Origin of the sequence: Lacimicrobium alkaliphilum (assembly GCF_001466725.1) — a bacterium.
In the GTDB taxonomy this organism is placed as follows: Bacteria; Pseudomonadota; Gammaproteobacteria; order Enterobacterales; family Alteromonadaceae; genus Lacimicrobium; species Lacimicrobium alkaliphilum_B.
Genome location: NZ_CP013650.1, coordinates 1036577 through 1050649, shown reverse-complemented (window position 1 = coordinate 1050649; position 14073 = coordinate 1036577). Strand labels below are relative to the sequence as shown.

12 protein-coding genes are annotated in these 14073 nt (G+C 50.2%); 7 read left to right on the top strand and 5 right to left on the bottom strand.

From position 1 onward, the window contains the following. Window positions 1-37: 37 nt before the first annotated feature. On the bottom strand, window positions 38-883 hold the full coding sequence (locus AT746_RS04765) for an XrtA system polysaccharide deacetylase (protein WP_062477176.1): 846 nt from the start codon (window positions 881-883) through the stop codon (window positions 38-40). Between the two features lies 1 nt (window position 884). Further along, the gene (locus AT746_RS04760) at window positions 885-2297 is read right to left on the bottom strand and encodes a TIGR03013 family XrtA/PEP-CTERM system glycosyltransferase (protein WP_062477173.1); all 1413 of its coding nucleotides are present in this window, start codon (window positions 2295-2297) and stop codon (window positions 885-887) included. A 333-nt stretch (window positions 2298-2630) separates the two neighbouring features. Between AT746_RS04760 and AT746_RS04755 the strand changes: the two genes are divergently transcribed. Genes AT746_RS04755 through AT746_RS04740 form a run of 5 tightly spaced genes read left to right on the top strand, consistent with a single transcriptional unit; the run spans window position 2631 to window position 7504 of the window. Beyond that, window positions 2631-3263, top strand: coding sequence for an XrtA/PEP-CTERM system exopolysaccharide export protein (locus tag AT746_RS04755; protein ID WP_062477171.1), 633 nt, complete (start codon window positions 2631-2633; stop codon window positions 3261-3263). 23 nt (window positions 3264-3286) lie between these two features. Further along, window positions 3287-3964, top strand: a complete 678-nt coding sequence (locus AT746_RS19980; RefSeq protein ID WP_231731017.1) for a Wzz/FepE/Etk N-terminal domain-containing protein — start codon at window positions 3287-3289, stop codon at window positions 3962-3964. Then, window positions 3946-4890: an XrtA system polysaccharide chain length determinant gene (locus AT746_RS19975; RefSeq protein ID WP_231731059.1), complete on the top strand. Its 945-nt coding sequence runs from the start codon at window positions 3946-3948 to the stop codon at window positions 4888-4890. Before AT746_RS19980 ends, AT746_RS19975 begins: the two co-directional genes overlap by 19 nt. After that, entirely contained in the window at window positions 4887-5903 is a 1017-nt protein-coding gene (locus AT746_RS04745) for an XrtA-associated tyrosine autokinase (protein WP_156413631.1), read from the top strand. The genes AT746_RS19975 and AT746_RS04745 overlap by 4 nt, the downstream gene beginning before the upstream one ends. Then, window positions 5903-7504, top strand: coding sequence for a hypothetical protein (locus AT746_RS04740; RefSeq protein ID WP_062477168.1), 1602 nt, complete (start codon window positions 5903-5905; stop codon window positions 7502-7504). Before AT746_RS04745 ends, AT746_RS04740 begins: the two co-directional genes overlap by 1 nt. Here the strand turns inward: AT746_RS04740 and AT746_RS19910 are convergent, their stop codons facing one another. Both AT746_RS19910 and AT746_RS04735 read right to left on the bottom strand, forming a co-directional pair. After that, window positions 7505-7645: a hypothetical protein gene (locus AT746_RS19910; protein WP_197414329.1), complete on the bottom strand. Its 141-nt coding sequence runs from the start codon at window positions 7643-7645 to the stop codon at window positions 7505-7507. A 684-nt stretch (window positions 7646-8329) separates the two neighbouring features. Further along, window positions 8330-9370 carry an XrtA/PEP-CTERM system-associated ATPase gene (locus AT746_RS04735; protein ID WP_062477165.1) on the bottom strand — a complete coding sequence of 347 codons (1041 nt, stop codon included), beginning with the start codon at window positions 9368-9370 and terminating at the stop codon, window positions 8330-8332. A gap of 215 nt (window positions 9371-9585) precedes the next feature. Between AT746_RS04735 and lpxL the strand changes: the two genes are divergently transcribed. Both lpxL and AT746_RS04725 read left to right on the top strand, forming a co-directional pair. After that, window positions 9586-10506 (top strand): LpxL/LpxP family Kdo(2)-lipid IV(A) lauroyl/palmitoleoyl acyltransferase, encoded by a 921-nt coding sequence (gene lpxL / locus AT746_RS04730; RefSeq protein ID WP_062477163.1) that lies wholly within the window; start codon window positions 9586-9588, stop codon window positions 10504-10506. 27 nt (window positions 10507-10533) lie between these two features. Further along, window positions 10534-11163, top strand: coding sequence for a TcpQ domain-containing protein (locus AT746_RS04725; protein WP_062477159.1), 630 nt, complete (start codon window positions 10534-10536; stop codon window positions 11161-11163). Here the strand turns inward: AT746_RS04725 and glnE are convergent, their stop codons facing one another. Then, window positions 11164-14010, bottom strand: coding sequence for a bifunctional [glutamate--ammonia ligase]-adenylyl-L-tyrosine phosphorylase/[glutamate--ammonia-ligase] adenylyltransferase (gene glnE / locus AT746_RS04720; RefSeq protein WP_062477156.1), 2847 nt, complete (start codon window positions 14008-14010; stop codon window positions 11164-11166). Window positions 14011-14073 lie beyond the last annotated feature (63 nt).

Sequence of the window (14073 nt, the reverse complement as noted above, 5' to 3'; positions counted from 1 at the left end):
TCAAACAATTAAGTTTACTCTGACCCCACTTTATTCCTCAGGCGCTTACCCCGTATACATCACGCATGGTGGACCAGCTGAAGTCCTGCAGCAACCTTTCCAGCTTACCCTCTGTATGCTGCAGATTCACGTAATGACGGAATCTGGATTTGGCTGAAGCGTTGTTCAGCCTGGGCTGATCCGCATCAATTTCCCAGGGGTGAAAGTAGAAGGAATAAGGCTGCTTTTCTTTTTCAAGGTATTTTTGCACCAGATAACGGGTCAATGCATAGGGATACAAGCGAAAATAGCCACCACCGCCGATGGGCACCTGTTTGCCAAACATCTTCAGGGTCGGAATAGGGATCTCGGTAATATCTTCTTTGCGCTGATAGGCAAAACGGGGCCAGTCCGGTGTACCGTAAAGATCGTGTTTTACCGGATAGGTACTTGAGCTGTACACAAAACCCAGTTCCTTCAACGCCTCAAAGGCCCACTCGTTGGTATAACCGATGGAAAAACTCGGCGCCCGATAACCGGTAATCTCTTCGCCAAGCAGATCCTGCAGATGATCTTTGGAACGGCGCACATCCGCAGTAAATTCCTGCCGGTTTTGCTCACTGGCGCGGCGATGGGCGTAGCCATGGCTTGCCACTTCATGACCCTGACGGTGAATTTCTTTGATCAGTTCCGGATAACGCTCTGCTACCCAACCCAGTACAAAGAAGGTGGATTTGACTCCGTGTCTGGCGAAAATGTCCAATAAGCGGCGGGTATTGTTGTCTACCCGGGGCTGATACTGATCCCAGTCCTCTGGACTGATAATTTTATCGAAAGCCGAAACATGGAAAAAATCTTCCACATCCACGGTCATCGCATTCAGGCAGGTTTTCACATCTTGCATCTCAGCGCCCTTTCCCAAACAGAATGACTTCAACGGTGCGGATCAATATCAGAATATCCAGCAACATACTCTGATGCTTGACGTAATAGAGGTCGAATTTCAGTTTTTCCATCGAATCTTCAACGCTGGCGCCATAGGGATAATTCAGCTGCGCCCAGCCAGCGAGGCCGGGTTTAACATTATGACGCTGGTTGTAATAGGGAATTTGCTGAATCAGTTGCTCAACAAACTCGGGACGCTCTGGTCTGGGGCCGATAAAACTCATTTCACCGCGAAACACATTCAGTAACTGCGGTAATTCATCAATCCGGTATTTGCGGATGAAGCCACCCATTTTAGTTACCCTGCTGTCACCCTTTGTTGCCCATTGAGCGCCACCGGACTCGGCATCGGGGCGCATACTACGAAACTTAATGATATTAAACAGCTGCCCGTTAAGCCCTACCCGTTCCTGTTTATAGAACACTGAGGCGCCGGTTTTACGGCCATCTTCAAGATAAATCAGAATGGCTGTCATCAGCATAAAGGGCCAGGTCACCAGCAAGACTAAAAAGGCCAGCACGGCATTGATACCGTAGTCCACCAAATCCCGCAGGTAGTTCTGGCTGGAGAAACCATTGGAATAGATCACCCAGCTCGGATAAATCAGGTTGACCACAATTTGTCCGGTTTCCCGCTCCATAAAATCGAGAATATCCACCACTTCAATACCGCGGATCCGGCAATCGAACAGAATTTCAATCGGCAAGGTACCGCGGCGCTGGTCACAGGCGATCACCACTTCCTCTATTTCATTCTCAATCAGAAAGTCGCGGAAACCTTCGTCTACTTTCACATGGATCAGCTTTTCTGACTGAATACCGCTTTCCCTGTCATCTCCGGGTATAGGAATAAAGCCCACCAGATCAAAACCGATACGATCCACTTCACGGCGCATGCGTTTTTCAATAATAGAGGCCCTCTGACCGGCACCCAATACCACCAGACGCACCTTACCTAAACCCAGCAGGCCAAGGCGATTGGAGAAATACCTGAATAACACCAGCACAATGATCACTAATGCCGATGCGGTGGGCAGATAGTAGGGATGCATTTCCAGATTCTGGAATACGGTGCTGGTGAGCAACTCCATAACAAAATAGGCGAGTGCCACACTGACAAAGATCCGCCGGATGATGCCGCGGAAGGTTTCTCTGAGCTTGAGTTCATACAAACCGACTGACAAGGCAGAGATCAGCACCAAAAAGGTGAGCAGCGCCATATTGATCAGCAATTTGTCATCCATCCGGGCAGTCTGTTCTGTCAACTGCATGACCAGGGGGTGAGCCACATAAGCCAGATAAGCTATCAGAGTGCCTTCCAGCAATACCAAGATATTCGAACGCTTGGATTGTCGTTTATTGGCTGAATTCACAAATACATCCTATATTTCGACCAGTTTTCAGGGCGGTTTAAAAACAAAAATAAGTAATTGAGATAGACTAACTTTTTTTGACGTTGCATTATAGTGCTAAATATATCCAAGTAACCTCAAAATACAGATTTCAGCGGGAGATAAAAACACTCCGGGTAAGGCAGACGTTGAAAGGTTTGGTGGTCCCAAATCGACAACATCTGACACGGCCTGAATCGCTTTTTGCGTCCTGTGGCTCTGAAGCTCGCATTTTGAGGTTACTTGGGTATAGTAATGCGAATACCGATGGTTTTGCCAGACTAAGTTCTTGGAATAAGAAAGGAAGTTACTGACATGAAAATACTAAGAAAAACTCAACTGCTAGTTATGTGCCTGTTCGCGGCACTGGTTGCCGGGTGCAGCAGCTCTGGCAATTTGCCTCCTGCGACAACGCACGCATCACTGACTTCATCGATTGATAATTACAATTATCTGATTGGTCCGGGAGACAACCTCAGCATTTTTGTCTGGCGCAACCCGGAGATCTCAGGTTCTTTTGTTGTGCGCCCGGATGGTAAAATTACCACTTCGTTGGTTGAAGATGTGGTCGTCTCCGGTAAAACCCCCACTCAGTTGGCCCGTGATCTTGAGCAGGAGCTGTCCAAGTATATTCGCGATCCTATTGTCACTGTTAGTATGACCGGTTTCTCCGGCCCACTTAGTGAACAGGTTCGGGTTATTGGTGAGGCTACCAATCCTCAGGCAATAAGCTATCAGGAAAATATGACCTTGCTGGATCTGATGATTGCTGTAGGCGGTCTGACAGAGTTCGCAGCAGGAGATAACGCCAAGCTGATTCGTGTAGTAGATGGAACGCAACGTGAGTACTCTGTTCGCGTAGACGCCCTGGTCAGGGATGGGGATATCAGTAACAATGTCGATATTTTACCCGGAGATATTCTGATCATTCCTGAAACCTGGTTCTAAGCAATAAGAGCAGTAGTATTTATATGATCGGATTTCAACAAGTTCTTGAGCAGATCCAGACCTATGTCAAAGGGGTCTGGATCAAAAAGCGTTATATCCTCATTTCGTCCTGGCTGATTTGCCCTATCGGCTGGCTGTATGTGGTGTCACTTCCCGACACCTATGAATCCTCAGCCAGAGTTTACGTAGACACTAACAGCCTGCTGCGTCCTCTGTTAAGGGGTCTGGCGGTCTACAACAACCCCGAGCAACAAGTGAGTCTGGTGGCCAGAACCCTGCTGAGCAGGCCTAATCTGGAAAAAATCGCGCGCGAAGCCGACCTGGATATTACCGCCCGGACCAGTGCAGAGTTCGATGAAGTGATTGCCGGTCTGAGGCAAAATATCAAGCTCACCAGTACCCGTGATGCCAACATTTACACTATTGCCTATACCGACAACAACCCGGCCATGGCTCAGCGTATCGTGCAGATCACGCTCAACGAGTTTATTGAATCAAACCTGGGCAGTACCCGGCAAAGCAGTGACTCCGCTGAAGAATTCCTGGATCAGCAAATCGCTGAGTATGAAGTGCGTCTGGAAGAAGCTGAACAACGTCTGGCCGACTTTAAACGCAACCGTCAGAATATTCTGCCCGGGGGGGCGGCGATTACTACAATGAATTACAAAGCCAGAGGAACAACCTGGAACAGGCCAGGCTAAGGCTGCGGGAGCTGGAATCTCAGTTAGCCTCAGCCAGGGCGCAACTTACCGGTGAAGAGCCGGTGTTTGGCCTTGCCACACCTGAGTTGAGTGGTAACCAGGGGATCAGTACTCAGTACGACAGCCGTATTGCAAATCTGGAATCAAGACTGGATGAACTGCTGATCCGCTACACGGAACAACACCCTGATGTGGTTAAAACCCAGAGTCTGCTCAGGCAGCTTAAAGAAGATCGCCGGGAACAACTGGCCTCGATGAGCCAGGCCGCAGAAGATTCTGGCTCCTACAGCCGTTTCGGTAATCTGGGCCAGAATCCGGTCTACCAGCAGATGAAAATCACGGTGGCGAATCTGGAAAGCGAAATTGCCTCGGTGAAAGTGCGGGTCAGTAACTATGAAAGCAATGTTCAGGAGCTGGAAGAGAAAATCAACCTGATCCCCGAGCTCGAAGCCGAGCTTACCGGTTTAAACCGCGATTACGGTATTACCCGCAACAAATATCAGGAATTGCTGGAACGTCGTGAATCGGCGCAGCTTTCCAGAAAGGCTGAAGCGACCTCTGATGATGTTCAGTTCAGGGTCATCGATCCCCCTATCCTGCCGAACAAACCTTCCGGTCCGATGCGTGTAGTGCTTTATACCGGAGTGCTGATTATTGGATTCGGGACCGGCTTAGGTATCGCCTTTCTGGTGAGCCAGATCAATCCGGTCGTGGTCAGTTACCAGCAACTGGTGGAAACCTTTAATATTCCGGTTTTAGGCTCTGTCTCACATAAGGAGGCCGAGACCATGACCAGAATCAATCACCGGCGAATATGGATCTTTGCAACGTCGTCGTTGGTCCTTGTGTTCGGATACGCACTGCTGACCTGGATTGAGCTGGTCTATGGTGGCGTACCGAAACAACTGCTGGGAGGGTGGTTATGAGTACTATAGAAAAAGCCTTACAGCGTAAGAAAGCCGCCGAAGCCGAAAAAGCCAGATTGCAGGCAGAAGCCGAGGCCGGGAACAAGGCAGCAGACGGTAGCGAGAGTATGTCGACGCCCGAAGCGGCGATGGCAAAGGCTAAGTCAGAACAGCAAGCCCGCGTTGAAGAGCAACCAAAAGCCGCTCCGCAGCCTGCAAAGCCCAAAGCTCAGGCAACGACAGCGGCGACCAGGGCGCCTGCGCCAAAAACATCATCACGGAAATCTGACGATGATGATAAAAACAGACTGGTGCTTGAGCTGAATTTGAACGAAGAAGATTTTGTTACCCCTTCGTCAAACCGTTCACGGGTCAGTGAAGAGTTCAGGGCCATTAAGCGCAAAGTACTGAATAACGCTTTTGGCCCGCTATCACAGACGCTGAATAATCCTAATATCATTATGGTTACCAGTTCTAACCCTGGTGAGGGTAAAACCTATACCGCGGTTAATCTGGCACTGAGTATCGCACTGGAGCAGGATAAGACCGTGCTGTTGGTGGACGCCGATGTACTGCGCCCGAACGTTATGCGGACATTAGGTATCGATGCGGCCCCCGATGGATTGATGGAGTATCTGCTGGGCGAAACCGACGATGTAGCAGATGTCATGTATCACACTAATGTTGAGAAGCTTCGGGTGATACCTGCGGGTAAATCTCACCATCTTTCCACTGAGTTGTTGGCCAGTGAAAAAATGGAAGAGACTGTGCAGGAATTCGCCAGTCGCTACCCTGACAGGGTGGTCATTGTAGATACTCCACCTTTGCTGGGAATCAACGAAACCGCTGTGTTAGCCAACCTTGCGGGCCAGGCGCTGATTGTAGTTGAAGAAAGTAAGACCAAGCTGGCCGATCTGAACTCTGCGGTGGAAACACTGGATCCGGATATGGCGAAAGGCTTTGTGGTCAACAAATCCCTGCGTCTGCGCAGCGGCGAACATGGCTATGGTTATTATTATGCAGGGAGGCGATAGTGGCATCTGCAACAAGAAAACCCGGACTGCAAAAACTGGTACTGCTTTGTGGAAGCTCGGCGCTGGTAACCAGCGCCAATGCTGCGGAGTTGACTTTTGAGCCAACCATAGAGGCGACGGCAACCCACTACCAAACAGATTCAGACAGTCGTGGTGATCTGGATAACCAGGCATTATTGTTAAATCCGTCGCTGTTAACCCGTTACAGCAGCAGATTGCTGAATGTGGCATTGAATGTGTCGCATACGGAAGTGATGCAGAATAAGCAGAGCAGCGAACTGGACAAAGGTTTTACCGATTATCAGTTGAATTCCCGTCTGGGCTTACTGGATCAACGGCTGCAACTGCAGCTGAATACTGCCAAACGGTATCGTGCGCTGACCACAGGCAATGCGCTGGTGGCCGATCCGATATTAAATGCTGAAGATTTGGTCAGCACCAGAACCGACAGTGCCAGCGCCGCCTTTTCCAGCCGTAATCCGGCTTATATCGGTGTCGACCTGATTGCTTCTGGTAATCAGACCCGGGCCGATCAGGATGCCCTGAATCAGAACAGAAGCTTTAATAATGACAGTCTGAGCCTCAGAGGCCGGATCTATCAGGGCCGTGAGTTTGAGCGGGTTTTCTGGGATATCAGCAGTCAGTACTCGGAGACAACCCGCCGCACCCAAGGGGATTTCAAATCTAACTCCGTGAACGGCAGAGTGGGCGTTGGGATATACAGTGACCTGCATGTCATCGTGCGTGGCAGTGACGAATCTAACCGTATTGAAGGCTCGGACTTTCTTACCGATGATTTAAGTTCCAAGACCTATGGTGCCGGTCTTGAGTGGCGTGAATCCGCCAGCCGCTATATCGCCGTTACCTACAACCGCTTCGAGCGCCGGGATGAAGAAGAAGAGTTTGTTGGCTTCGATCTGGACTGGGCATTCAGCCGTCATACTTCTGTTCAGGCAAGCTATGACAAGAGCTTCTTTGGTGACAATTACCGCTTTGCCCTTACCCATAACAATCGCGCCTGGCGCAGCCGTATGGGCTATTCAGAGGGACTGACAACCTACGACAGGCTGCAACTGGATACTGAGTTTCTCGGTGTTTTTGTGTGCCCGCTGGGTAACCCGGTACTGGAAAACTGCTTCCAGCCTGACAGCCCTGATTATGTGCCCGGAGTAGATGAAGAGTTCTTTACCCTGTTCGACCAGAATGCCGAGATCACCGACGAAGTAGTACAGAGAAAGTCGGCCTTTGTTAATCTGGGTTATGAACTGCGCAAGTTGACCCTGTCGGCAAATTATAGCTATGGCTACCTGGATTATCTGGAGACATCCAGAGAACAGCGCAATCGTGCCACACGACTGTCGGCCAACTATCGCCTTGGACCTCGCACACAACTGACACTGCAAACAAGCCGCTCACAGATTGACAGCATTGCAGGTGGATCGGATCAGGAAGTGGACAGGTACAGCCTCAGTCTTAACCGTGAACTGAACCCGGATCTGGAAGTAAGTTACCGTTTGAGATATCTGGACAGCGACTCAGATAATGAGGCACGGGATCTGGAAGATACCCGTATCTCAGTTACCCTGACGTACAGACTGTAATCAGTTAATCAATGTCACCAAAGCCAGCACAACAATACCCACCAGCATAATCTCCCGGTGGTATTTGCCATGATAGTAAGCCTGGCGGCGGTGACGTATTCTTACTCCGTCAGCGGAAGTATTCATACCCATTTTACTCATCAATTTTCCCCAAAAAGTTGATGAAAAGCGCGACAATTAATTGTTATTTTTCTACAGCTTTGTTGTGTTCCGGCGGCATTATTATTGTTATTTACCTGGCCGGATAACCAAATTGTTGATTATTTACACACCATAGCAGTTTGAACCTGCATTTGACCAGTAGTTCCTGATATTTTTTATCGACAACCGATTGAATTACTTAAATATTCCATAAATCTCCTGAGATCATGAAATAATATTCCAATAATTATTAGGGTACTGATGCTTAGCAGTTAAAGATCCCGCATCAAGTGCGGGATGACGGGGATGGTGCGGGATAACCGGGGATGGTAAGGAATGCAGGCCGGGCTTTATGCAATAGCACCCACCATATCGTCGGATTGGCCGGCGAGATGCATCCCTGCAACGTCGGCATACCGTCCATCCCGTCGGATTGGCCGACGAGATGCATCCCTGCAACATCGGCATACCGTCCATCCATGGACATAAAATCCGACCTACAACATGGATATAAAATACCGCTTACCAGCAACGGACTGCTCACGTAGGTCGGACTTTAGTCCGACAATAGCGCCGGCTAAACAGGATGGCTGGTATTATCACAATCGTCGGATTGGCCAGCGAATGCGTCAATGCAACATCGGCATACCGTCCATCCATGGACATAAAATCCGACCTACAACGTTATTCGTCGGATTTCAGACGCACGTAGGTTTTGTATTTTTTCTTCAGCAGCTTGTCGATATAACGGGTCAGTTTAACCTTCTGGCTGATGGCATCATCCAGTGCATCGGTCAGTTCCTTGAGCATGGATTTATAGTACTCAATATCCTTGGTGACCTGTGCCGAAGGCGAGGACGGTTGATCCGGTTCACGCAGGGGGCTGGTATCCTTTACTGCAGGAGAGTCATGGATAAACATTTCGTCAGCCACTTCGTCCACCACAGCTTCTACCGCCGCTTCATCCAGCTCCCTGAGTTCTTCCAGAAACCCGTACAACAGTATTCTGTCGGTCAGGGTGTTGATCTTACGGGGCACGCCCTGAGTGAATTCAAAAATCTTCTGGTAGGCACCCTCGGTAAACAATGCCGCGCCACGCCAGCCGGCGTGATACAGACGAAACTCAATATAGTTTTTTACATCCGTGTCCGTCAGCGGCGACAAATGGCAGGAGGCCACAATGCGCTGCCTGAACTGTTCCATATTCGGCGCTCTTAAGATGGGCTGAAGCTCTTCCTGTCCGAGTAAAAAGCTCTGCAACAATGGTTTACCTTTAGACTGAAAGTTGGAGAGCATTCGCAACTCTTCTATGGTCTCCAGTGGCAGATTCTGGGCTTCATCCACCAGCAACAACGCGCGTTTGCCCTGTTGATTCAGCTGGAACAGAAAGGTTTCCAGATCTTTGAGAATATCCGCCTTGGTCTTACCAGCTACGTTAATATCAAATTTACTGGCGACCATTTTCACCAGTTCATCGGGAGACAATTTTGGCGTTACAATTTGGGCAGCAAAAATATCGTCCTGGATTTCCTCCAGCAGACTGTTGGCAATAGTGGTTTTCCCGGTACCGATACCACCGGTGATAACAATAAATCCTTCCGCCTGCGCCAGACCATATTCCAGATATGACAACGCCCTTTTATGCCATTTACTGGCAAAGAAAAAACTCGGATCCGGCGTCAGCTGGAAAGGTTTGGCATTAAGTCCGTAAAAGCTCTCGTACATGTATAAAACTCGCTTCCAAGATAGAGTGCAGCCCTGCTGTTACCCATGCTAAGTGCAGAGCAGAAAACAAGCAAATAATAAAACCGGCATGTCTCATTCTGGTCTGCCGGCCCGGGGAAATAGTCCGGGCTATTGTATCACAGGGAAATTCAATACTCTGACGACACAGCGCCTATCCTGGGTTAAAATGCGCGGAAAAAGTCACAGGGTTGTACGTGCAGGTTAAAGCTCCTAAATTCCAGTTTTCTTTTCTTCATCCCAGATACTGGCTGACCTGGCTGAGTATTGTGTTGCTATATCTGATTTCCTGGTTGCCCTATCGGTTACAGATGTGGCTTGGCAAAGCACTTGGCCGTCTGTTATACCACGCCGTGAAATCCCGCCGTAAAGTAGCACAGCGTAATATAGAACTGAGCTTTCCGGATATGTCAGAGCAGGAACGAGAGCAACTGGTTAAGGCGAATCTCGAGTCCGCCGGAATGGCGCTGTTTGAAGCGGGTATGGGCTGGTGGTGGCCTGACTGGCGGGTACGTGGGCTCGGCAAAGTGGTCGGCTATGAGCACGTAGAAAGTATACTGGCCAGGGGCAAAGGCGTCTTCGGTCTGGCGATCCACAATATGAACCTGGAGTTCAATTGCCGGGTTATCGGTCTGAAACATCCTTCCGTGGCCTTTTACCGGCGCCACAATAATCCGCTGATGGAATATATGCAGTACCATGGACGGGTTCGCTCCAACAAGTATCTGATCCATAAAAGAGCGGTGGGAGATATGATCGCTGCCCTGAATAGTCAGGAGTTGTGTCTTTATCTGCCGGATCAGGATTATGGCCCTAAGCGCTGTGAGTTTGTGCCTTTTTTTGCCGTTGAAGAAACGGCCACTACTACGGGTACTTTGCTGTTCGCCAATCAGGCCAACTGTGAGACAGTGTTTCTTCTGCCACTGCGCACCAGCAGCGGCTACGAGGTACATATTCTTCCCGGCCTTGAAGATTTTCCGTCGGGAGACGATAAACTGGATGTAAGTCGCGTCAATAAACGTATTGAGGAAATGGTGCTAAAAGCTCCGGAGCAGTATTTATGGATGCACAAAAGATTCAAAACCCGGCCGGAACATTCACCGGAATCATTGTATTAATCGATCAGGGATAATTGCACCAAGGTTATGAGAAAGAATAAAGCCTCTACACATTCTGTCTGGTACCGGCACCTGGGTCTGGCCCTGGTCCTGATCATCATTGCCACTGTGGTGATCAATCTGGAATCCATTCGCAGTTCAAGTCCCACCCCCGAGGGACAGAAACCCAAACGCAACCCGGCCACCGGCCTGACTGATTTTTATGCTCAGTACCGTTCAGGGCCGACCGACTTATCGCTGGAAAATACCAGCGACTTTGTGATGGATGTGAAACTCCCTGATCAGCCACTCACAGAACGACTGCAAAGTATGGAAAGTTTGCAGAGCTCAGTATCCGGCCGCTGGGTCGGCGAGCACAGATACCGCACCTTTAAAGCCGGCGGCACGCTGAGAGAAGTCATGACCGCCTATGCTCAGGCCGAAGGTATGCAGCTGCTGTGGGAGCTTAATCAGGATTTTGTGGTAAAAAACAGCTTTCAGGTCGAAGACACTATTGCCGGTACTCTGGGGCAAATTGCCAGAGCCGTGGACAGTAACTTTAATGGCACTGTGCAGGCCTTTTTCTGCCCCCGGCAGCGGACCTTTGTGATCACCGCCCGGGTCGATGATTACCTCAGGCAATATTGCAGCCCTGCCCGACCCGGAGAGCGCAATTAGTCACTGATTAAGCGACTGGCGGGTTCCGAAAACCTGCTCCCAGATACTACTGACCTGCTGTTGCAATTCCTGCAGACTGCCTGAACTATCGATAGCCGGTTGGCCCGCCAGGGTATATTGGTGACCTGCGTTGCGGTAAATGAGATAGGCCTGGGTCAGCACATTAACCCAATCAGAACTTATTACCTTATGGGTTTCCAGAGCCCTGAGTATTCTGACATTATCAGAATACTCGCACAGTGCCGGATAACGGGTGCTGTAGGCCAGCACCCAGTACTGCACCAGAAACTCTATATCGGCAATGCCGCCCCGGCCCTGCTTGAGATCAAATACGTCGCCCTCTTTTTGTTCCTTATTTAGGTGATCGCGCATCTTCTCGCGCATACTGCTGACATCTTCCCGCAACTGCTCAACGGGTCTTTCCCGGCACAATATCTGTTTACGGATACGACTGAAGTCCTCAGCTAAGCGGGTATCTCCAAACACAAACCGGCCTCTTACCAAAGCCTGATGCTCCCAGGTCCAGGCTTCCTGCTCCTGATACTCAGCAAAACCCTTAATATGACAGACCAGCAGCCCGGCATTGCCGGACGGGCGCAAACGCAAGTCGGTTTCATACAGGTCACCGGAGGCGGTTTTAGTATTAAACAAATGCATAATTCGCTGTGCCAGCTTGATGTAAAAGTTGCCTGACTCGATGGCCTTGGCACCGTCGGTCTCCTGCTGAGAATCGCAGTTATGCAGAAACACCAGATCCAAATCTGAACCGTAGCCCAGTTCGATACCGCCGAGCTTACCGTAAGCCACTACACCAAACCCCAGCTGATTATCTTCAATCCCGGCCGGGCGGCCATAACGGGCCTGCATCTGCTGCCAGGCGTCCAGTACCACTTCCCGGATCACTGCCTCTGCCAAAAACGTCAGATGATCGCTGACCTGCATCACAGGCAATACGCCGGTAACATCGGCGGCCGCGATTTTCAGTTGCTGGCTGAGCTTGAACTGTCTCAGTGCCTCCATCTGCGCTTCCAGATCCTGCTCCGGGATCCGCAACATGCTGAGTCTGAGTTCATCAACATAGCCATCCAGAGGCGTCAGTTCATAGAGGTGCTCGGAATTCAGCAGTTCATCCAGCAAAATCGGGAAGCGGGTGATCTGCTCAGCGATCCAGGGGCTGGCGCTGCATAGTCTCACCAGTTGTTCCATGGCGCTGTGATTCTCCAGTAACAGTTCAAGATAGGTGGTGCGCCTGCAAATGGATTTGATCACTGCGGTCATGCGTTCCAGCAATTTCTCTGACTGCTTACTTTCCAGCACCAGCTGCAGCATTGTGGGCATCAGTTTATCGAGGGTTTCACGTCCTCTTTTACCCATGCTGCGCTGACGCATCTCTTCGGCAAAGCTTTTGAGTTTTTGCCAGAAGCGTTCACTTTTGTTAGCCGACAGATAATCCTGAAGCAAGGGCAGCGCTTCTTCATCGCTAAGCGGTAAGGTCCAGAGATCCACCAGGTCGCTGAGTTCCTCCACATTCTGGTTCTCCGGCTCATCGCCAATCAGTTCCATAAACTGTTCATGAATAAATGCCATGTGCGTTTCCAGTGCTGACTTAAACTCTGAGAATTGATCAAAGCCCATGACAGTGGAAAGACGCACCTGATCCAGTTCATCGACAGGCAGTTGCTGGGTTTGTTGGTCAGAAAACTGCTGCAGACAGTGCTCTGTCTTACGCAGGAAAAGATAAGCCTCACGTAGCCTGTCGGCATCTTCCGCTTGCAGATACTGGCGCTCCTTAAGCACAGGCAGAATATTCAGCAAGCCCGGTTGCTGCAATTCCTGCTCACGGCCACCGCGGATCAACTGAAATGTCTGGACAATAAACTCTACTTCCCTGATACCGCCAGCTCCGAGCTTGATATTATCGGTAAGCTGACGACGGCGAACTTCCTTACTGATCAGTGCCTTCATGTTGCGCAGCGCATCAATGGCGGAGAAATCGATATAACGACGGAACACGAAGGGCCGCAAAATAGCGCCGAGCTCCTGGCTGAAATGGCCCTCAGCATTGATTACCCGTCCTTTGACCATGGCGTAGCGTTCCCACTCGCGCCCCTGCTCCTGGTAGTAATCCTCCAGTGCGGCAAAATGCATGGCCAATGGGCCACTGTCACCAAATGGGCGCAGGCGCATATCCACCCTGAAGACCTGGCCCTGAGCTGTCATCTGGTTCAGGGCCGCGATAAGTTTTTGTCCCAGCTTGGTAAAAAACTGTTGGTTTTCAATGGTCTTTTTACCCCCCTGGGTTTCACCCAGGTGCGGATAGCAGAAAATCAGGTCAATATCAGAAGAAAAATTCAGCTCCGCACCACCAAGCTTACCCATACCTATCACTAACATGGGCTGACGACGACCATCCTGCAAGGGATAGCCAAAGCGCTCAGCCAGGCTGTTATAACACCAGTCGATGGCGCTGGTGATCAGGGCATCAGCAAGCAGGGATACCTGTTGCAGAGAATCCTCAATGGATTGTTGATTGGTCAGATCCAGCCAGGCAAGCCGTACCATCTGCAGTCGCCGGTATTTGCGTAATTCCTCATGCACTGCGTCCTCATCACTGAGCGGCTCCAGCAGTTGATTCAGTTGAGACTGGTAATCCGGATGCGGCGCGCTGAGCTCGTCCTGTCTGAGCAGACGTGCCACCACGTTTAAATCCTGGATGCAGCTACGGGCGATAAAATCACTTAACCCTAAAACCGGAAGCAGGGACCGTTGGTGTTGTTGCAACCATGAGGCCTCTGAGTGGGCTTGTGTCAGTTGCTGCCAGTATTCCTGCGCTTGTTGTTCGAGCATTTTTGTCCTGTCCTTAATCGCGGTAAGTGGTGTTTTACCTTGCACTTAAGCTGATAAGTAACG

Bases quoted from the DNA above. Each gene is read 5' to 3' on its own strand.
- AT746_RS04765 (WP_062477176.1), bottom strand. From the start codon at position 883: ATGCAAGATGTGAAAACCTGCCTGAATGCGATGACCGTGGATGTGGAA.
- AT746_RS04755 (WP_062477171.1), top strand. From the start codon at position 2,631: ATGAAAATACTAAGAAAAACTCAACTGCTAGTTATGTGCCTGTTCGCG.
- AT746_RS19980 (WP_231731017.1), top strand. From the start codon at position 3,287: ATGATCGGATTTCAACAAGTTCTTGAGCAGATCCAGACCTATGTCAAA.
- AT746_RS04745 (WP_156413631.1), top strand. From the start codon at position 4,887: ATGAGTACTATAGAAAAAGCCTTACAGCGTAAGAAAGCCGCCGAAGCC.
- AT746_RS19910 (WP_197414329.1), bottom strand. From the start codon at position 7,645: ATGAGTAAAATGGGTATGAATACTTCCGCTGACGGAGTAAGAATACGT.
- AT746_RS04735 (WP_062477165.1), bottom strand. From the start codon at position 9,370: ATGTACGAGAGCTTTTACGGACTTAATGCCAAACCTTTCCAGCTGACG.
- AT746_RS04725 (WP_062477159.1), top strand. From the start codon at position 10,534: ATGAGAAAGAATAAAGCCTCTACACATTCTGTCTGGTACCGGCACCTG.
- glnE (WP_062477156.1), bottom strand. From the start codon at position 14,010: ATGCTCGAACAACAAGCGCAGGAATACTGGCAGCAACTGACACAAGCC.